This window comes from Mesorhizobium sp. M0166, from assembly GCF_040322255.1.
In the GTDB taxonomy this organism is placed as follows: Bacteria; Pseudomonadota; Alphaproteobacteria; order Rhizobiales; family Rhizobiaceae; genus Mesorhizobium.
The window spans coordinates 1-18,662 of sequence record NZ_JAMYTD010000005.1 but is presented as its reverse complement, the minus strand read 5'-3'; the positions used below and the strand labels follow the sequence as shown (position 1 = coordinate 18,662).

Below are 18,662 nucleotides of genomic sequence, written 5' to 3'. Positions count from 1 at the left end.
CTCGACTGGCATGACAGTTCTAGTTTTTGATCCCGCTCATCGTGATCCCTTCGATCACAAATCTCTGGGCGATGAGAAACAGCAGGACGACCGGCAGGATCGACATGCTCATGGCGGCCATGACCAGCGAGAGATTGCCCGCCGCCAGGTAGCCGCGCAGAACATCCATGGCGACCGGCAGCGTCATCGACTGCTCCTTGCCGAGCAGCACACGGGCCTGGAAATAATAATTCCAGGTCTGCGTGAAGGTGATGATGCCGAGCGCCGACAACGCCGGCCGCAACTGCGGCAGCGAGATGCGCCAGAAAATCTTGAAATAGCCGGCGCCGTCCATCAGCGCGGCCTCTTCGAGCGCCTTGGGTTGGCTCAGCATGAACTGACGCATCAAGAACACGCCGAAGCTCGAGGTGAGGTACATGAGCGCAAGACCGATCGGCCGGTTTATCAGCCCTGTCCGAGCGTAGCCGAGATAGATCGGCAGGATCGTCACCTGGGCCGGAAACATCAGGCCGACGAGCAGGATGAAGAACAGCGCGTCGCGACCCCGGAAGCTGAGGCGGGCAAAGGCGAAGGCGGCAAGCGTGCAGGTGACGAGCTGGCCGATTGTCACCACGACCGCCACCAGCAGCGAATTGGCATAGATCTGCAGGAACGGCACGCGCGATGCCAGCACACGCGCGTAGTTGGCGAAATCGAGGCTGGGCGGCAGGAAGCTCGGCGGCAGCTTGTAGGCTTCGGCCACCGGGCGAAACGACATCGAGAACAACCAGAAGAACGGCAGCAGCATGCCGACGGCGAGAGCCGCCATCACCGCGATGATCGCCGCATCGATCCAGCGCTTGGCCGCGCGCGTCTGCAGGGCCGAGGCGGCGCTCATTGCTGCACCCATTTGCGCGACAGCAGTTGCTGGATCGCCGTTATGATGAGGATGATCACTGTCATCACCACCGAAATGGCTGCGGCGTAACCGATCTGGAAACTGCCGAAACCTTCTTCGACGATGAGGATCGAAAGCGATCGCGTGCTGTCCCCCGGCCCGCCCTGCGTAAGGATGACGATCGATTCATAGACTTGCAGGGCGCCGATTGAGGCGTAGACGATGGCAAAGAACACGACCGGCGAAATATACGGCAGGATGATGCGGAAGAACGTTCGCCAGGCAGGCGTCCCATCCATCAGTGCCGCATCGGTGATGCTCTTCGGCACACCCTGCAGCGCGGCGATGAAGATGACCATGAAGAACCCGGTATTCTTCCAGACGTCCATGATGATGATGGACATCATGGCGTTGTTGCTGTCGGTCAGCCAATGCACCGGCCGGATGCCGGAGAGACGCAGGAAATAGTTGATGACGCCGAGGTCGTCGGCGAAGAAATAGCTCCATACGATCGAGACGAAGGCGACGGCGATGATAACCGGCATGAAAAAGGCGAGCCGGAAGAAATAGAGCAGCCAGCCTGGCATCGCACGATTGAGGGCCACGGCCAAAAGCAGGCCGATGGATACATTGAAGGTGACCGCGAAGAAGGCGAAGCGCAGGGTGTTCCAGAAGATCCGCAGCGAACGCGGATTGGTGAAGAAGCGGGTGAAGTTATCGAAGCCGACCCAGCGCGAACCGAGCATCGGGTCGTAATAGCTGAAGCTCAAGATGAAAGTGATGATAACCGGCATCAGGACGAAAGTGAGATAGAGCACCGAAGTGGGCAGCACGAACAGATACCCGGTCAGTGCCTGGGCGCGGGCCAGATCGAAACCCTGCCGCTTCGCAATCATTTTTGCCACAAAGTCCTCTGGCATTCAGGTGTTGAGGAGATCGGCGCGCTACGCCCGACGCCGTCCGCGTCGGTGAAGCAGAGCGCCGGGGAGGGCATGGGGTTCTCAGGCCAACCTCTATTTGAGGCGGGCAAAAGACTCGTTGAGTTCGGCATCGGCCTGCTTGCAGCCATCCGCGATCGATACCTCGCCTGCCATCATTGCGGTGTAATTGCGGATGAAGATCTTCTCGACTTCCTGGAAGTTGGCTGGAGACGGCACCGCCTTGGTGTGGGGCAGTGTCTGGTAGTACAGCGCCGCACTGGGCGGGAATGACAGGAACGCAGCCGTCTCCGCCGCGGATTTGCGTCCCGGCACGCCGCCGCCCTTCTCGCCCTCTTCCTTCTGCGTTTCCTCGCTGGTCAGTTCGAGCACCAGCGCCTTGGCCAGATCCGGCTGCTCCGTTGCCTTCGAGATGGCGTAAGCGCCGAAACCGATGACCGTCGTGTCGCTTTCCTTGCTCGGTGGAATGGCGATGTCCATGTTGACCTTGTTGGTCTTGGCGTTCTGCACGATCCAGTGACCACGGCTGATCATCGCCACTTGTCCGGCCATGAACTGATTGTCCATGGTCTCCTTGCCCGGGATGGGCGAAACACGGTCGACATGGATCAGGTCGTGGAGAAACTGCAGGCTTTCGGCAACCTTGCGATCGAGCATGTTCGAGGCCGTCCAGTCGTCGTTGAGCACGCCGGTGCCGTTGCTGAAGAACCAGGGCTGGATAAAGAAGTTCTGGTTCGGCACCTCGTAGCCGAACTCGCTGACATTGCCGGCGCTGTCCTTGACGGTGAGCGCCTTGGCGACCTCGCGAAATTCCTCCCAGGTCCAGCCCTGCTTGGGGTAGGCAATCCCGGCCTTGTCGAAGAGATCGCGATTGTAATTGATCATGATGTTGTTCCAGCCGATGGGGATGTAATGGATTTCCCCCTTGTACGAGGCTTGTGCGAACAGGCTGGGCGCAAAGTCAGAGAAGCCGGAATTGGCGGATACGAAATCGTTGAGGCCGAGCCACAGGCCGCGCGACGAAAAAGCCTGGAAGGTCTCGATGGCGGTGCCGTAAACATCGGCCGCGCTGCCCGCGTTGAATTCGCTTATCACCCGCGTCACGTAATCTCCCCAGCCGTTCGAGATCGGGTCCATCGAGATGTCGACCGTGACGTTGGGATATTTCTTGTTGAAACGAGCAACCGCGTTGGTGACGGCTGAAAGCTCCGCATCGCTGCCGAAGCCCTGAAGCTTCAGGGTCGCGGTCTGGTCGGACTGTGCGAATGCGCCCCTCATTCCCGCTCCGGCGGCAAGTACGGCCGACGACAGCAAAAGCGTACGCCGTGACAATTTGATCATTGAAATCCTCCCTTGCGTTCTCCCGACGCGCTATACATCAATCTGCTGTCGAAACGTTTCGAATACGAACCGCTCCAAATCCTCCCTGACCGGTCGTCGGCAGCTTGATTGTAAGCACGAAACGTTTCGAGTATTACGCAGGCGAGAGTGGTTGGCAAGTGCAATGAGATGAAGGGGCAATCAGATGGGCGGGGCAGTTGCATGGCGACGATCAAGGACGTAGCGCGTGGCGCCGGCGTCGCGATCTCCACCGTGTCGGCGGTTCTCAACCGCTCGGCTCCGGTCAGCGAGCAGGTCATCGAGAAGGTCAACAAGGCGATTGCCGCGGTCGGTTACGTGCCGCACGGCGCTGCCCGCTCGCTCAGGAGCGGGAATTCGCAGCTCATCGGCCTCGTCGTGCCGAACATCGCCAACCCGCATTTCGCGGCGGTTGCCCGGGAAATCGAGAATATCTGCCTTATCGCGGGTTACATGACGGTGGTCTACTCGACCGGACAGGATTCGGAGCGCGAGAGCCAGGTGCTCAAGATGCTGCGCGTCCAGCGCGTGGCCGGGCTTGTCATCATTCCCACGCGCTCCGATGCCGAACACGGCAGCCGCCTCGTCGACCAGATCCAGGTGCCGGCTGTGTTGCTCGACATGTTTGTCGAGGGATTGCCCTACAACGTGATCAAGACCGACAACATCGAGGCAGGGCGGCTCGCCACCGACCATCTCCTTGGCATTGGGCATCGCAGAATCGGCATCATCACCGGCATCGCCGGACTGGCGACCAACGACGATCGTCTTGGCGGCTACCTCCAGGCGCACGCCGAGCATGGAGTGCCGGTTGAACCGGGCCTTCAGCTCGCCGGTAATTTCGATCAAACCCAGGCGCATGACCGGGCGATCGAGCTTCTCCAGCGCCGTGACCGGCCGACGGCGCTGATAGCGATCTCGAACCTGATGACGCTTGGGATCCTGTTCGCGGTGCGCGAACTGAAGATCAAAGTGCCGGCCGACCTTTCGATCGTCGGCATCGACGATCTGGAATTCGCTGCTGTCCTGGACCCGGCGCCAACCGTGGTGGTTACGCCGATCCTGTCCATGGCGCGCCGCGCCGTCGAAATGTTGTTAAGGCAGATCACCCAGAAGGAAGTTGCCACAGGTGCATGGGACATCCATCAGCCTCACCTGGTCGTCCGCGAGTCTACCCGGGCGATAGGCTGAGCCTTGGCCGCATGGCAGCACGGCCTAGGCCCTCTCGCCGGCCACCGTCATGATCCGCTTGTCCGTGCCGTCCACGACGAGCGCGGTGAGGTTTCCCGACTGCCAGGCGAGGGTGTCGACATTGACGCGGTTGCCTGTGATCTCGGGCTTGGGCACCGGCGTATGGCCGTGCACCACGATCTTGGGATGAAGACCGGTGTGATCGTGGAAGACCTCGCGGATCCAGATCAGGTCCTGCGGGCTCTGGCTTTCCAGCGCAATGCCAGGCCGGATGCCGGCATGGCAGAAGAAGAAATCGCCGAACGTCACTGAAAAGGGCAGCGAGCCCAGGAACTCGACATGGTTCTGCGGCACCGCCTCGACCAGTGCGGCGTGCCCTTGCCGCAATGCCGCATCGGCGCGGCCAAACCAGGCGCTGCTCCCACTGAGCGACACGCCATAGGACAGCGCCGTCTGGATGCCGCCATAGCGCATGAACAGGCCGTCCGGGTCGGGGACATCGAGAAAATCGAGGAAGCCGAGATCATGATTTCCGGCCAGCATCAGGTGACGCGGATCGCGTCTTTGCGCGTCGATCAGGAAATCGATGACGCCCCTGGAGTCCGGGCCCCGGTCGACATAGTCGCCGAGATGGATCACGCGCCAATCGGTCGACGGCCTTTGAGTGAGCTCCGCCTCGATCCGCCGGTGCATGGAGGTCAGCAGGTCGAGCCGGCCGTGCACATCGCCGATCGCGTAAAGGCGCATGCCTTGCGGTCCGCGCGCCTCGTAGAAACTGATGCCGGGCTCCGTCAATGCCTGCGTCGCCTCCGTGGTCATGCCGTCACGGGACTTTAGCGCCGAAGCTGATCCTTGCCCATGTCGGTGACCAGACGCTTTCCACACAGTGCCAGCGTTATGTCCATCTCCTTGCGGATGATTTCCAACGTCTTGGTAACCCCTTCCTTGCCGAGTGCGCCGAGTCCGTACAGGAAAGGCCGGCCGATATAGGTGCCCTTGGCGCCGAGGCACAGTGCCTTGAGCACGTCCTGGCCGGAACGGATGCCGCCGTCCATATGCACCTCGATCGTGTCGCCGACGGCATCGGCGATCTCTTCGAGTACCATGATCGATGACGAGGCGCCGTCGAGCTGGCGGCCGCCATGGTTGGAAACGATGATGGCGTCGGCGCCCGTTCTGGCGGCCATCAGCGCATCTTCCTTGTCGAGTATGCCTTTCAGGATCAGCTTGCCGCCCCAGCGCTCCTTGATCCAGGCGACGTCCTTCCACGACAGATGCGGATCGAACTGCTCCTTCGTCCACGACGATAGCGAGGCGAGGTCGCCGACGCCCTTGGCATGGCCGACGATGTTGCGGAAGCTTCGGCGCTTTGTCCCGGCCATGCCGACGCACCAGCGCGGCCTTGTCGCCATCTGCCAGAGGTGCTTCGGCGTCATTCGCGGCGGCGCCGAAAGCCCGTTGCGGATATCCTTGTGGCGCTGGCCGAGGATCTGCAGGTCAAGCGTCAGCACCAGCGCCGAACATTTCGCCGCTTTTGCGCGGTCGATCAAATCGAAGACGAAATCCTTGTCGCGCAGCACATAGAGCTGGAACCAGAACGGCTTCCTGGTCACCGATGCGACGTCCTCGATCGAGCAGATGCTCATCGTCGACAGCGTGAACGGCACGCCGAATTCTTCCGCAGCCTGCGCCGCCAGCATCTCGCCGTCCGGATGCTGCATGCCGGTCATGCCGGTCGGCGCCAGCGCCACCGGCATCGTCACCTTCTCGCCGATCATGGTCGATTCCAGAGAGCGGTTGTCCATGTCGACAAGCACGCGCTGGCGGAACTTGATCTTCTGGAAATCCTCTTCGTTGGCGCGGTAGGTGCTTTCGGTCCAGGCGCCGGAATCGGCGTAGTCGAAGAACATCTTCGGCACGCGGCGGCGCGCCAGGTCCTTGAGGTCGGCGATGGTGAGAATGCTGCTCATGGATCTTTTCCGCTGGTTCGTCGCTGGTTCGTCGTTGAATTTTCTGGGCGGTGCCTACGGCTGTTTTCTTGCCGGGTCACCGTCACCGGGCTCGGAGCGCTGCCTGAGCCTCAGCCGCGACACGCGCTGCCAGTCGCCGCTGCGCTCGGCCTCTGCCATCGACCGTTCGACGTAGGAGATGTGGTCCATCGCCGCCTGCCGTGCCGCGGCCGGATCGCCGGCCTTGACTGCGGCGTAGATTGCCCGGTGCTGCGAAAGCAGCGCCTCGCGCGCGCCCGGCACGCTGAACACCAGCCGCCGGTTCTGGAACACGCCTTCCGACAGCAGCCGATAACAGGAGCGCAGCGTGTGCAGCAGGATGATGTTGTGCGCGCATTCGCAGATCGCGTGATGGAACTCGACGTCGATTTCCGCCTCGTCGTCGAAATTGCCGGTCCGGTGCGCCTCGTCCATACGTGCCATGATGCGGTCGAGCAGCGCCAGATCGTCCGATGTGGCGCGCCGCGCCGCATATTCCGCCGCCACCGCCTCGATCTCGCGGCGGTACTCCAGATAGTCGGTCACCGCCTTGCGATGCATCGAGATCAAGTCGGTCACCGGCTTGGTGAACAGCTGGCCGATGACATCTGCGACATGGGTGCCGCCGCCTGGCCGTGTCGTCAACAGCCCGCGCCCTTCCAACGCCTTCAAGGCATCGCGCAGGATCGGCCGCGACACCTCGAACTGGCGCGCCAGCTCGCGCTCGCCCGGCAGCCGGTCGCCGGTGCGCAGGACGCCTTCGAGGATCAGGCTCTCGATCTGCTGCACCACCTCGTCGGCGGTGCGCGAATGCTCGATCCGGGAGAAAATGTCGCTCAAACGGGATGCCTGGGGGTTGAACCGATGTCGCGCAAGATAAAGCCAGCGTCGCCAACTGGTCAAATTATTTATCCAATTTGCCCGCGCCAGGTCGGTTTCACAGCCGCGGCTTCATATCAGCTTGAGCTAAACTGGTGTTTGCGTCCTCTCGAGATTGCCTCTAGAGCAATTCCAGGAAAAGTGTGAAACGGTTTTCCGTCCGGAATTGCACAGAATCAAAGAGATAGAGCGGTTCGGCGTTTCCGTGAAACGATGCACCGCTCTAGAGGGAATCATTGCCAAAGGGCTCAGAAAGCTCTGGGGACCAGCCGTGCCAGACGCCGACCCTTCCAACCTCGAATTCCAGCTGCGCGCCAAAGCCGTGGGCGGCAGCGTCATGGGTTTTCCGGCGCATGAAGGTCGCCCCGGCGCGCTTGGCGAGGTCCACGCGCGGCCGCAGCCGCTGGTCGAAAAGCCGCGCGTGCTGGTGCAACTATCCTTCATGACCGAAGCTGGATCCGGTGTCGATCAGGCCGTGCTTTCCGAATTGTCGCGACGCCTCGGCATCGCCGCGCCCGACCCTCACGCCCGCCACCACGCGATGAAATGGGGCAAGGGCTCGTTGCGCTGGGAACGCCACACGGAGTTCTCGACCTATCTCTGGGAAGGCCCGCTCGCCGAAAACGGCAGGGGGCAAGAAGACACACCCTTCGGCAACGGGTTTTCGCCGCCGGGCATGGTGATTTCCGGCATCAGGCTGGAAATCCGCAAATGGACGCCGGCGAACGAAAAACTGATCGCCGGTTTCGACCCGACCAGCCTGTGCTATTCGCTGGTCGAGCGCGGCAACGCGGCCATCGTCACCGATTTCCGTCAGGATGGCGACGGCTTGACCCGCATGCTGGTGCTCGACCGCGGCCTGACGCCGGCGCGCACCGGGGCACTGTCGCAGCGGCTGATCGATATCGAAACTTACCGCACGCTGGCCATGCTCGGCCTGCCGCTAGCGCTGACGCTTTCGGGGCGTGCCCGCCGCATCGAGGACAGGCTGGCCCAGACCACGCTGGAAATGAAGGTCGCCGAGACCCGCGACAGCCAGACGCTACTTGCCGACTTGACCGAACTGGCCGCCGAACTGGAGGCCGATGCCGCCTCCAGCCTCTACCGCTTCGGCGCCAGCCGCGCCTATGACGGCATCGTCCGCGAACGGCTGGAGGCGCTCGAGGAAGAGGCGGTGCCCGGCTACGACACCTGGGGCGGGTTCCTGCAGCGGCGCGTCGCGCCGGCGATGCGTACCTGCCGTTCGGTCGAGGAGCGTCAGGCCAACCTGTCGACGAAGCTCACCCGTGCTACCACGCTGCTGCGCACCTGGGTCGACGTCGAGGTCGAGAAGCAGAACCGCGATCTCTTGGCATCGATGAACAATCGCGCCCGCCTGCAATTGCGGCTGCAGCAGACGGTGGAGGGGCTCTCGGTCGCCGCGGTGTCCTACTATGTCGTCGGCCTCATCGGCTACGTCGCTAAGGGCGCCTCGATCTTCGGCCATGCCTTTGCGCCGGAAATGGTCACCGCCGCCTCGGTGCCGCTCGCCGTCCTGCTCGTCTGGTGGGGCGTGCGCCGCGTCCGCCGCATGCACTCCGAACCCGGCAAGCAGCCGGGCGAGTAGTGCGGGGCGCGCAGCGGCAGATTGCCGCTGCGGAAGGCTGTCCCGGCCACAGGCCTCCTATCCCGGCCAAAGCGGCATTTGCAACCGACAGCCGTCGCTGGTAAAAGATTTTTACCAGTCGATCGAAGGAGGCTGTCGATGTCCGGCCTTGCCATGCCGAAACCAGACGACGCCACGATGCGCCGGCGCGACGAGATCGTCGCCGATATGCGCATCATCGTGCCGGGCGAGGGCGTCGTCGACGCCGCCAATGCAATGCGCGCCTTCGAGAGCGACGGGCTCACCGCCTACCGGCAATTGCCGCTGGTCGTGGTGCTGCCGCAAACCGTGGCGCAGGTCTCGCGGGTGCTGAAATATTGCAGCGACCGCAACATCCGCGTCGTGCCGCGCGGCTCCGGCACGTCGCTGTCCGGCGGCGCGCTGCCACTGGAGGACGCGGTGCTGCTGGTGATGAGCCGCTTCAACCGCATCCTCGAGATCGATTTTCAGAACCGCATCGTCGTCGCCCAGCCCGGCGTCACCAATCTCGGCATCACCACCGCCGTCGAGCAGGAGGGCTTCTATTACGCCCCCGATCCATCCTCCCAGATCGCCTGCTCGATCGGCGGCAATGTCGCGGAAAATTCCGGCGGCGTGCACTGCCTGAAATACGGTCTCACCGCCAATAATGTGCTCGGCATCGAGATGGTGCTGATGAATGGCGAGGTGGTGCGCCTCGGCGGCAGCCATCTCGACGCGGAGGGCTACGACCTGCTCGGCGTGATGACCGGCTCCGAAGGACTGCTCGGCGTCGTCACCGAGGTCACCGTGCGCATCCTGAAGAAGCCGGAGACGGCGCGTGCCCTGCTGATCGGCTTCCCGACCAGCGAGCAGGCCGGCCAATGCGTCGCCGACATCATCGGCGCCGGCATCATTCCGGGCGGCATGGAGATGATGGATCGCCCGGCCATCCACGCCGCCGAGGATTTCGTCCAGGCCGGCTATCCCTTGGATGTCGAGGCGCTGCTGATCGTCGAGCTGGACGGGCCGGGTGTCGAGGTCGATCACCTGATCGGCCTGGTCGAAGCCATTGCCTACAGGAACGGCTCGACCACATGCCGCATTTCGCAGTCGGAGCAGGAGCGGCTGAGTTTCTGGGCCGGCCGCAAGGCGGCCTTCCCTGCGGTCGGCCGCATCTCGCCCGACTATTACTGCATGGACGGCACCATCCCGCGTAAGGAACTGCCGCGCGTCCTCGCCGGCATGCGCGAACTGTCGGAGAAATACGGGCTCGGCGTCGCCAATGTCTTCCACGCCGGCGACGGCAATCTGCATCCGCTGATCCTCTATGACGCCAACGTGCCGGGCGAACTCGACAAGGCGGAAAGCTTCGGCGCCGACATATTGCGGCTCTGCGTCAAGGTCGGCGGCGTCCTGACCGGCGAGCACGGGGTCGGCGTCGAGAAGCGCGACCTGATGCCCGAAATGTTCAACCAGATCGACCTCGACCAGCAGATGCGCGTCAAATGCGCCTTCGACCCCAACCATCTGCTCAACCCGGGCAAGGTATTTCCGCAGCTAAGACGATGCGCCGAACTCGGGCGGATGCACGTGCATCGCGGGCAGACCGCGTTTCCGGACATTCCGAGGTTTTGAGGGTTGGCGCTTGAACACCCCCCTCTGTCCTGCCGGACATCTCCCCCGCAAGGGGGGAGATTGGCTGCTTCAACGTCCTGCTCGCCTTCAAGTGTTGGTGGTTGGCGAAAGCCGAAGCGACATCCGATCTCCCCCCTTGCGGGGGAGATGTCCGGCAGGACAGAGGGGGGTGGGAAGGATCGCGGCTTCTCTTCATTTACGATTGGCGCACCCGCCGCATGACCACCTTCACCCCATCAACCGCCGCGGAAACCCTCTCCACCATCGCTTGGGCAGCGGCGGAAGACTCGCCGCTCGAAATCGTCGGCCACGGCTCCAAGCGCGGCATCGGCCGGCCGCAGCAGAGTGAGCATACGCTCGACCTTTCCAAACTCTCCGGCGTCATGCTTTACGAGCCGGCCGAACTGGTGCTGTCGGCAAAAGCCGGCACGCCGCTGGCCGAGATCGAAAGCCTGCTTGCCGAAAACGGCCAGCAACTGGCCTTCGAACCGATGGATTACGGCCCGCTGCTCGGCGGTGAGCCAGGGCGAGGCACGATCGGCGGCGCACTCGCCGCGAACCTTTCCGGGCCGCGCCGGCTGAAGGCCGGTGCTGCACGCGACCACATTCTCGGCATAGCGGCCGTTTCCGGGCGCGGCGAGGCCTTCAAGTCCGGCGGCCGCGTGGTCAAGAACGTCACCGGCTATGATCTGTCCAAGCTGATGGCCAACAGCTGGGGCACACTGGCGATGTTCACAGATGTCACCTTCAAGGTGCTGCCTTCAGCCGAGACCGAAGTCACGCTCGCGATCCGCGGCCTGCTCGACGATCATGCCGTCGCCGCCATGGCGCTGGCGCTCGGCTCGAGCGCCGAAGTGTCAAGCGCTGCCCATCTTCCCGAACGGGTCGCCGCGCGGGTCGCCGGCGGAAGTCTCGGCAGCGATGCTGCGACGCTGCTGCGCATCGAGGGCTTCGGCCCGTCGGTCGCCTACCGCATCGCCGCGCTGAAAGACCTGCTGAAAAACGCCGGGCCGCTGCATGAGATTTCGGGTTCGGTCTCGTATTCGGTCTGGCGCGATATCCGCGATTGCGCGCCGTTCGCCGATGGCAGCGAAAGGCCGGTATGGCGCGTCTCGATGGCGCCGTCGCAGGGCCACCTTATGGTGCTGGCGCTGCGCATGCAGGCCGCGGTCGATGCCTTCTACGATTGGCAGGGCGGGCTGATCTGGCTGCGCATGCAGCAGGACGATCCCGAGGCCGGCCTGTTGCGCGGCCTGATCAGAAGGCACGGCGGCGGCCATGCGACGCTGGTGCGCGCAACCCTTTCGCACCGCGCCGCCGTTCCGGTGTTCGAACCGCAAGCGCCGCAACTGGCAGCACTGTCGGCGCGGCTGAAGGCCGAATTCGACCCGAAGAATATCCTCAATCCCGGCCGGATGGCGCCGGGCGCAGGCTCTGCTACTCTTTCGCCGGCAACCGAGGGAGGAGCCCAATGAGCGATCCAGGTCAAAACGGTACGTCACGCCAGACCGACCGCTGGCTGGAGCCCGGTCCGACCAATGCGCTGGTCATCTACATCCTCTATCTCGCCGGCCTAGCCATCGGCGTCAGCGGCATTGTCGGCATCGTCCTGGCCTATATCAATCGCGGCAAGGCCGGCGGCTTCGTCGAGAGCCATTACACATTCCTGATCCGCACCTTCTGGATCGGCCTGCTCTATGCACTGATCTCGGCGCTGCTGATGGTCGTGGTCGTCGGTGTCGTGCTGATGGTTGCCGTCGCCGTCTGGTTCATCGCCCGCTGTATTCTCGGCCTGCAGGCGCTACAGCGCGGCGAGCCGGTCAAAAACCCGGAAAGCTGGTTTCTGGGATTATGAGCATGATCCCCAAAAGTGGATACCGGTTTTGGGAAAAGATCATGCTCAAACGGTAAGGATTCGTTTACGTGCAGACCAATTTCTCAGCTGCCCAGCTCGCCGATCCGCATGTCGCGGAATCGGAGAAGATCCTGCGCAAATGTGTGCATTGCGGCTTCTGCACCGCCACCTGCCCGACCTATGTGACATTAGGCAACGAACTGGATTCACCGCGCGGGCGGATTTACCTGATCAAGGACATGCTGGAAAACGGCCGTCCGGCAGACAAGCAGATCGTCACCCATATCGACCGCTGCCTGTCCTGCCTCGCCTGCATGACCACCTGCCCGTCGGGCGTCAACTACATGCATCTGGTCGACCATGCCCGCGCCCATATCGAGGAGACCTACAAGCGTCCGCTGGCCGATCGCCTGACGCGCGCCATGCTGGCCTTCGTGCTGCCCTATCCCTCGCGCTTCCGCGCCGCGCTCAAGCTGGCGAAACTCGGCCAGCCATTCGCCGGCCTGTTTGAGAAAATCCAGGCCTTGAGGCCTCTGGGCGCCATGCTGAGGCTCGCACCGGCGTCGGTCCCGGCAGGCTCGCCGATGGCCTTGCCGGGCGTCCATGCGGGGCAGGGGACGAAGAAAAATGGCCGCGTCGCCATCCTCACCGGCTGCGCGCAATCGGTGCTCGATCCCAGCATCAACGACACGACGATCTCGCTGCTGACCCGGCTTGGTGTCGAGGTCGTGGTGCCCGAGGGCGAGGGCTGCTGCGGGGCGCTGGTGCATCACATGGGACGCGAGGACGCTGCCCTGGCCTCCGCCCGTCGGAACGTCGACGCCTGGACGCGCGCCATCGACCAGGGTGGGCTAGATGCCATCGTCATCACCGCGTCGGGTTGCGGCACCACCATCAAGGACTATGGCTTCATGCTGCGCCTCGATCCGGCCTATGCCGACAAAGCGGCGCGCGTCTCGGCGCTGGCCAGGGACATCACCGAATATCTGGCAAGCCTCGACCTGCCGGAACCGGTGCGTAGACCGGGCACCATCGTCGCCTATCACTCGGCCTGCTCGATGCAGCACGGCCAGAAGATCACCCGCCAGCCGAAGGAACTCCTCGCCCGTGCCGGCTTCGTCGTGCGCGAGCCGCGCGAAGGGCATCTCTGCTGCGGTTCGGCCGGCACCTACAACATCCTGCAGCCCGGGATTTCGGCTCAGTTGCGCGACCGCAAGGTCAGGAATATCGAAGCGACCGGTGCCGAAATCGTCGCCACCGGCAATATCGGCTGCATCACCCAGATCGCGTCTGCCGCCAAGCTGCCGGTGGTGCATACGATAAAGCTGCTCGACTGGGCCTACGGTGGGCCGAAGCCCGAAGGCGTTCGCGACGACCGGGCGGTCATCGCGGCCGAGTGATGCGACGGCGCCTACTCCGCCGCCAGCCTGTCCGCCGTGCCGTAGGTTGCCTGGTAGCGGGCGCGCTGGCGGCTGAGCGCCACCATCGTGTTGCGCAGCAGTATCGCCACGGTGATCGGGCCGACGCCGCCCGGCACCGGCGTGATCCACGACGCGACATGCCTGACGCTCTCGGCATCGACGTCGCCGACGATGCGGCTCTCGCCGTCCGGCCCGATTTCCGAATTGATGCCGATATCGATGACGGCGGCGCCCGGCTTGACCATGTCGGCCTTGATCAGCCGCGGCTTGCCGACCGCGACGAACAGCGCGTCGGCGCGGCGTGCGTGTGCCGCCACCGAGCGCGTCATGTGGTGACAGACGGTCACCGTCGCGCCTTCGCTCATAAGCAGGAACGCGATCGGCTTGCCGACGATCTCGGAATGGCCGACGACCACCACTTCGAGCCCCTTGAGGTCGAGCCCGGTTTCCCTGAGCAGTTCGACCGAGGCGGCGGCGGTGCAGGGCGCCAGGTCGAGCTGGTTATAGACGATGTTGCCGATCGAGGCCGGATGCATGCCCTCGACGTCCTTGAGCGGATGCACCGCCGCCTGCAGTGTCTTGATCGGAATGTGCACCGGCACCGGCCGCTGGATGATGATGCCGGTGACGCGCGGATCGGCATTCAGGCCGTGGATTGCCGCTTCGAGTTCACCAGCGGTGATGTCGGCGCGAAAACGCCTTTCCTCGAAGCCGATACCGGCAAGCCCCGCCTTGGCGCGCTGGTTGCGGACATAGACGTCGACCGCCGCGGTATCGCCGACGGTGATCGACACCAGCTTGGGCGGAAAGCCTTCGGCGGTGGCGATCGCCGCGTCCTCGCGCACGCCGGCGATGATGCGTTGGGCAACCGGGCCGCCTCTGAGATAGCGGCTGTCGTCGGAAAGGGACATCGGGATGGGGCCTTTATCTGGATTTTAGCCGCCACATAGCAAAGCAACGGCGAAAAGGCAGTGCGAAAAACGAACCGCCATGCCGGTGGCGCGACGTGCCGGCAAAATCTTCCCGTCAATTCTTGCTGGCGTTGGCGGAAACAAAAAGGGCAGCACGGCTTGCCGCGCTGCCCTTTCGTGACTGGCCGCATCCCCACACGGCCCGTCCCCCGTTATTCATTCATCTGGCCTCAGAAAGCCAAAGCTAATGTCTTTCTAGACCAGATGATTCGCTGCGGCAACTATATCACCACCACCGTTGTTCCGATATTCACGCGTTCGTAAAGATCGACTACGTCCTCGTTGCGCATGCGGATGCAGCCCGACGACACCGCGCCGCCGATCGTCCAGGGCTGGTTGGTGCCGTGGATGCGGTATTCGGTCGAGCCGAGATAGAGCGCGCGTGCGCCGAGCGGGTTTTCCATACCGCCGGCGAGATAGGTCGGCAGATAGCGGCCCTTGGCGGCTTCGCGGGCGATCATTACCGCCGGCGGCCGCCAGTCCGGCCAGACGCGCTTGTTGGTGATCTTGTGGGTGCCGGACCATTCGAAGCCCGGCTTGCCGGTGCCGACGCCGTAGCGCCGCGCCTTGCCGTTCTTCCCGACCAGATAGAGGAAATTCTCTCGCGTATCGATGACGATGGTGCCCGGCTTCTGCGGGCCGTCATAGGCGACTTCCTGCGGCAGATAGATCGGGTCGATCTGCGGCCGCATCACCATGCGCTTGGCCGGCGCCTGCACCGCTGCGGTGCGCAGCTGATCCGGTTCGGCCAGCCGCCGGTAGCGCCGTTGCGGCTGCGTCTCCTGCCGGCTCTGCCGCACGATGCCCGGCGCATGGCCGAGCTGCAGCACCCAGGGCGCCGAAAGGTCGGGGCTGACCACCACCGGCGGCCTTTCGGCATAGCGGTCGTTGGCATTGGCGGCGCCGGCCGCAAGCATGGCCGCGGCGCCGAACAGTGGGAACAAGAATGTCTTCATCGCAACGCACCTTGATCGTCGAACATGCCGGGGTGCAAAGCCTCCCCGATTTCGCCGACATTGGGCGCGAAGCGGCAACCGAAACATGAATCGGAATGCGTAAAATGCCGATCTGTCAGTAAAGCTTTTGGTGTGGTTACCGCCCGGTTCAGGAATCTGGTAAAGCCGCGGTAAAGGCAGCGTCAAAACGCGTTAACGCCAAGACACGAACGGAATTCCGCCATGGATGAAAAGACAGGTCTGCTTGCCGGTCCCGACGGCATCGCCCGCTGCTTCTGGCACGGCAATCTGCCGGATTATCTGCACTACCACGACCACGAATGGGGCCGGCCGGTCGCCGACGATCGCCGGCTGTTCGAAAAGATCTGCCTCGAAGGTTTTCAGTCGGGCCTGTCCTGGCTGACCATATTGCGCAAGCGCGACAATTTCCGCGAGGCGTTTGCCGGCTTCGATGTCGACAAGATCGCCGCCTTCACCGACCAGGATGTCGAGCGCCTGCTTGGCAATGCCGGGATCATCCGCCACCGCGGCAAGATCGTCTCGACCATCAACAACGCCAAACGCGCCCGCGAACTCATCGACGAGGCCGGCTCGCTGGCCGCATGGTTCTGGAAATTCGAGCCCGGCCCCGACGAGCGGCCCGAGATCGTCGATCTCGCCCATCTGCGCGCCAATCCGACGACGGCCGTCTCGGTCCGCATTTCGAAGGAGCTGAAGAAGCGCGGCTGGAGCTTTGTCGGCCCGACCACCGTCTACGCTTTCATGCAGGCGATGGGGCTGGTCAACGACCATCTCGAGGGCTGCGTCTGCCGCGAGCCGGTCGAGGCGGAGCGGAAGGCGTTCAAGCGGCCGAAATAGCGGCTCAGGCACCGCCGGCGCCGGCCAGGAAAAACCCGGCGAGGATGGCCGCCAGCGCGGCGAACACCGGATAGATCACCAGCAGGCCGGTCATCAGCACGTCGCGCATGGTCGGCCCGCTGCGCTGTTGCGCCGCGATCTCGAACGGTCCGGCGATTTGCTTCGTCGTTTTTGGCGCATAACCATCGGCCGGCCGCAGCCGGACCGAGGCGTCGCGTGCGCCGCTATCGATGATGTCGAACTTTTCTAGCGTGGCCATGGCCCCGACCCCTTGTTTCGGCGCGCTTATCGGCCCGGATTGTGTCGGCACGATGCCGCGCGCATGGCGCAATTGTTTCAGCTTCTTTTTCTTGCCTTCTCGCGCAGGGGGAGCAGGGAGAAGCGCAAACCCTTGCCTTCTCCGGCCTGCATCGGTAGGACACGCCGACCCGAAATAAGTCACCAATTGCTTGGCAAAGTACCCATCCCATGGCCGACAAATCCGAAAAGATGAAAGCGCGGCTGCCGCGCGGCTTTGTCGACCGCGGCGCCGACGATCTGCGCGCCGTCGAGAAGATGATGGCCACGATCCGCTCGGTCTTCGAGCTTTACGGCTTCGAGCCGGTCGACCAGCCGTTGATCGAATACACCGATGCGCTCGGCAAATTTTTGCCCGACCAGGACCGGCCGAACGAGGGCGTGTTCTCGTTCCAGGACGATGACGACCAGTGGCTGTCGCTGCGCTACGATTTGACCGCGCCGATGGCGCGCTTTGTCGCCGAGAATTTCGAGCGCCTGCCGAAGCCCTATCGCAGCTATCGCTCCGGCTGGGTGTTCCGCAACGAGAAGCCCGGTCCTGGCCGCTTCCGCCAGTTCATGCAGTTCGACGCCGACACGGTCGGCACGCCGGGTGTCGCAGCCGATGCCGAGATGGCGATGATGATGGCCGACGTGATGGAGGCGCTCGGCATCAAGCGCGGCGATTACGTCGTCCGCGTCAACAACCGCAAAGTACTCGATGGCGTGCTGGAGGCGATCGGCCTTGGCGGCGACGAGAATATCCGCCGCCGGCTGACCGTGCTGCGGGCGATCGACAAGCTGGACAAGCTTGGCGTCGCGGGCGTGCGCCTGCTTTTGGGCGCGGGGCGCAAGGACGAGAGCGGTGATTTCACCAAGGGTGCTGGGCTGGACAATACGCAGATCGACGTCGTGATCAGCTATTTCACAGTCATGGCGCAGCACGATCCCGAAGAAATTGTCCAGACACTGGGATCCATCAACCCCGGTCTCAGCAATCTTATCGAGGAAAGGAAACTCGAACATCTGGGCATCACGAACGCCTCGTTTGTTGAGGGCCTTGCAGAGTTGGAGCAGATAAGAACCATGGTCGCGCAAAGCGGCTACGGTGAGGATCGCATCCGCATCGACCCCTCCGTCGTCCGCGGCCTCGAATATTACACCGGCCCGGTCTACGAGGCCGAGCTGCTGGCCGAGATCCCCAACGAGGACGGCCAGATCGTGCGCTTCGGCTCGGTTGGCGGCGGCGGTCGCTACGACGGTCTGGTCTCGCGCTTCCGTGGCGAGCCGGTGCCGGCGACCGGCTTTTCCATCGGCGTCTCGCGGCTGATGACGGCGCTGAAGAACCTCGGCAAGCTCGATACTTCGGACGTGATCGCGCCGGTCGTCGTGCTGACCATGGACAAGGATACGGAAAGCCTCGGCCGCTACCAGAAGATGGTGGCCGAGCTGCGCGCCGCCGGCATCCGCTCGGAAATGTATCTCGGCGGCGCCGGCATGAAGGCGCAGCTGAAATATGCCGACCGCCGCGGCAGCCCGATCGCCGTCATCCAGGGCGGCGACGAGCGCGCCAAGGGCGAGGTGCAGATCAAGGATCTGATCGAGGGCGCGAAAATGTCGGCCGAGATCGCCGACAACGCCGAATGGCGCGCCGCACGGCCGGCGCAGATGACGGTGGCGGAGAGTGAGCTGGTCGCCGAGGTGAAGAAGATACTGGCGGCGCAGGCGGCCGACCGGGCGAAAGGTGGCGCGTGAGCACCCCCCTCTGGCCTGCCGGCCATCTCCCCCGCAAGGGGGGAGATTGGCAGCATCGCCGTCGGCGCCTCCTTTGCTATTTTGATAATTTGGCGAC

At 63.6% G+C, this 18,662-nt stretch carries 17 protein-coding genes; 8 read left to right on the top strand and 9 right to left on the bottom strand.

The genetic code is table 11. The features are described from left to right. Positions 1–19: 19 nt before the first annotated feature. The 3 genes from NKJ46_RS08375 to NKJ46_RS08365 form a co-directional block, all read right to left on the bottom strand. The gene (locus tag NKJ46_RS08375) at positions 20–877 is read right to left on the bottom strand and encodes a carbohydrate ABC transporter permease (RefSeq protein ID WP_352663991.1); all 858 of its coding nucleotides are present in this window, start codon (positions 875–877) and stop codon (positions 20–22) included. Further along, positions 874–1,773 carry a carbohydrate ABC transporter permease gene (locus NKJ46_RS08370; protein ID WP_352663989.1) on the bottom strand — a complete coding sequence of 300 codons (900 nt, stop codon included), beginning with the start codon at positions 1,771–1,773 and terminating at the stop codon, positions 874–876. The genes NKJ46_RS08375 and NKJ46_RS08370 overlap by 4 nt, the downstream gene beginning before the upstream one ends. A gap of 117 nt (positions 1,774–1,890) precedes the next feature. After that, on the bottom strand, positions 1,891–3,156 hold the full coding sequence (locus NKJ46_RS08365; protein WP_352663987.1) for an ABC transporter substrate-binding protein: 1,266 nt from the start codon (positions 3,154–3,156) through the stop codon (positions 1,891–1,893). Positions 3,157–3,357: 201 nt separating this feature from the next. Here NKJ46_RS08365 and NKJ46_RS08360 point away from each other — a divergent pair, with 201 nt between their 5' ends. Beyond that, positions 3,358–4,365 (top strand): LacI family DNA-binding transcriptional regulator, encoded by a 1,008-nt coding sequence (locus NKJ46_RS08360; protein ID WP_352663985.1) that lies wholly within the window; start codon positions 3,358–3,360, stop codon positions 4,363–4,365. Between the two features lie 24 nt (positions 4,366–4,389). Here the strand turns inward: NKJ46_RS08360 and NKJ46_RS08355 are convergent, their stop codons facing one another. Genes NKJ46_RS08355 through NKJ46_RS08345 form a run of 3 tightly spaced genes read right to left on the bottom strand, consistent with a single transcriptional unit; the run spans position 4,390 to position 7,193 of the window. Further along, positions 4,390–5,160 carry a metallophosphoesterase family protein gene (locus NKJ46_RS08355; RefSeq protein ID WP_352664347.1) on the bottom strand — a complete coding sequence of 257 codons (771 nt, stop codon included), beginning with the start codon at positions 5,158–5,160 and terminating at the stop codon, positions 4,390–4,392. A 38-nt stretch (positions 5,161–5,198) separates the two neighbouring features. Next, a complete protein-coding gene (locus tag NKJ46_RS08350; RefSeq protein WP_352663983.1) occupies positions 5,199–6,335 on the bottom strand; it encodes an alpha-hydroxy acid oxidase in 1,137 nt (378 codons plus the stop codon). 54 nt (positions 6,336–6,389) lie between these two features. Beyond that, positions 6,390–7,193 (bottom strand): FadR/GntR family transcriptional regulator, encoded by an 804-nt coding sequence (locus tag NKJ46_RS08345; protein WP_352663981.1) that lies wholly within the window; start codon positions 7,191–7,193, stop codon positions 6,390–6,392. A 310-nt stretch (positions 7,194–7,503) separates the two neighbouring features. On the opposite strand from NKJ46_RS08345, the gene NKJ46_RS08340 reads away from it, so the two are divergent. The 5 genes from NKJ46_RS08340 (at position 7,504) to glcF (ending at position 13,728) form a co-directional block, all read left to right on the top strand. Beyond that, positions 7,504–8,838, top strand: a complete 1,335-nt coding sequence (locus NKJ46_RS08340; protein ID WP_352663979.1) for a DUF3422 family protein — start codon at positions 7,504–7,506, stop codon at positions 8,836–8,838. A gap of 138 nt (positions 8,839–8,976) precedes the next feature. Continuing rightward, positions 8,977–10,473, top strand: a complete 1,497-nt coding sequence (locus tag NKJ46_RS08335; protein ID WP_352663977.1) for an FAD-linked oxidase C-terminal domain-containing protein — start codon at positions 8,977–8,979, stop codon at positions 10,471–10,473. Positions 10,474–10,691: 218 nt separating this feature from the next. Next, positions 10,692–11,948 (top strand): FAD-binding protein, encoded by a 1,257-nt coding sequence (locus NKJ46_RS08330; RefSeq protein WP_352663975.1) that lies wholly within the window; start codon positions 10,692–10,694, stop codon positions 11,946–11,948. Further along, on the top strand, positions 11,945–12,328 hold the full coding sequence (locus NKJ46_RS08325; protein WP_352663973.1) for a DUF4870 family protein: 384 nt from the start codon (positions 11,945–11,947) through the stop codon (positions 12,326–12,328). The genes NKJ46_RS08330 and NKJ46_RS08325 overlap by 4 nt, the downstream gene beginning before the upstream one ends. 68 nt (positions 12,329–12,396) lie before the next feature. Next, positions 12,397–13,728, top strand: a complete 1,332-nt coding sequence (gene glcF, locus NKJ46_RS08320; protein ID WP_352663971.1) for a glycolate oxidase subunit GlcF — start codon at positions 12,397–12,399, stop codon at positions 13,726–13,728. 11 nt (positions 13,729–13,739) lie between these two features. On the opposite strand, the gene NKJ46_RS08315 is transcribed toward glcF, so the two are convergent. Together NKJ46_RS08315 and NKJ46_RS08310 are read right to left on the bottom strand one after the other, a co-directional pair. Beyond that, a complete protein-coding gene (locus tag NKJ46_RS08315) occupies positions 13,740–14,660 on the bottom strand; it encodes a bifunctional 5,10-methylenetetrahydrofolate dehydrogenase/5,10-methenyltetrahydrofolate cyclohydrolase (RefSeq protein WP_292664484.1) in 921 nt (306 codons plus the stop codon). Positions 14,661–14,941: 281 nt separating this feature from the next. Then, on the bottom strand, positions 14,942–15,676 hold the full coding sequence (locus tag NKJ46_RS08310) for a L,D-transpeptidase (protein WP_352663969.1): 735 nt from the start codon (positions 15,674–15,676) through the stop codon (positions 14,942–14,944). 222 nt (positions 15,677–15,898) lie between these two features. On the opposite strand from NKJ46_RS08310, the gene NKJ46_RS08305 reads away from it, so the two are divergent. After that, entirely contained in the window at positions 15,899–16,534 is a 636-nt protein-coding gene (locus NKJ46_RS08305) for a DNA-3-methyladenine glycosylase I (protein ID WP_352663967.1), read from the top strand. 4 nt (positions 16,535–16,538) lie between these two features. On the opposite strand, the gene NKJ46_RS08300 is transcribed toward NKJ46_RS08305, so the two are convergent. After that, positions 16,539–16,793 carry a hypothetical protein gene (locus tag NKJ46_RS08300; protein ID WP_352663965.1) on the bottom strand — a complete coding sequence of 85 codons (255 nt, stop codon included), beginning with the start codon at positions 16,791–16,793 and terminating at the stop codon, positions 16,539–16,541. A 209-nt stretch (positions 16,794–17,002) separates the two neighbouring features. On the opposite strand from NKJ46_RS08300, the gene hisS reads away from it, so the two are divergent. Continuing rightward, complete coding sequence (gene hisS, locus NKJ46_RS08295; RefSeq protein ID WP_352663963.1) at positions 17,003–18,565, top strand: histidine--tRNA ligase; 1,563 nt, start codon at positions 17,003–17,005, stop codon at positions 18,563–18,565. The last annotated feature ends 97 nt before the right edge of the window (positions 18,566–18,662 follow it).

Coding starts and splice junctions, on each gene's coding strand:
- NKJ46_RS08375 (WP_352663991.1), bottom strand. CDS start 877: ATGAGCGCCGCCTCGGCCCTGCAGACGCGCGCGGCCAAGCGCTGGATC.
- NKJ46_RS08370 (WP_352663989.1), bottom strand. CDS start 1,773: ATGATTGCGAAGCGGCAGGGTTTCGATCTGGCCCGCGCCCAGGCACTG.
- NKJ46_RS08365 (WP_352663987.1), bottom strand. CDS start 3,156: ATGATCAAATTGTCACGGCGTACGCTTTTGCTGTCGTCGGCCGTACTT.
- NKJ46_RS08360 (WP_352663985.1), top strand. CDS start 3,358: ATGGCGACGATCAAGGACGTAGCGCGTGGCGCCGGCGTCGCGATCTCC.
- NKJ46_RS08350 (WP_352663983.1), bottom strand. CDS start 6,335: ATGAGCAGCATTCTCACCATCGCCGACCTCAAGGACCTGGCGCGCCGC.
- NKJ46_RS08335 (WP_352663977.1), top strand. CDS start 8,977: ATGTCCGGCCTTGCCATGCCGAAACCAGACGACGCCACGATGCGCCGG.
- NKJ46_RS08330 (WP_352663975.1), top strand. CDS start 10,692: ATGACCACCTTCACCCCATCAACCGCCGCGGAAACCCTCTCCACCATC.
- NKJ46_RS08325 (WP_352663973.1), top strand. CDS start 11,945: ATGAGCGATCCAGGTCAAAACGGTACGTCACGCCAGACCGACCGCTGG.
- NKJ46_RS08315 (WP_292664484.1), bottom strand. CDS start 14,660: ATGTCCCTTTCCGACGACAGCCGCTATCTCAGAGGCGGCCCGGTTGCC.
- NKJ46_RS08310 (WP_352663969.1), bottom strand. CDS start 15,676: ATGAAGACATTCTTGTTCCCACTGTTCGGCGCCGCGGCCATGCTTGCG.
- NKJ46_RS08305 (WP_352663967.1), top strand. CDS start 15,899: ATGGATGAAAAGACAGGTCTGCTTGCCGGTCCCGACGGCATCGCCCGC.
- NKJ46_RS08300 (WP_352663965.1), bottom strand. CDS start 16,793: ATGGCCACGCTAGAAAAGTTCGACATCATCGATAGCGGCGCACGCGAC.
- hisS (WP_352663963.1), top strand. CDS start 17,003: ATGGCCGACAAATCCGAAAAGATGAAAGCGCGGCTGCCGCGCGGCTTT.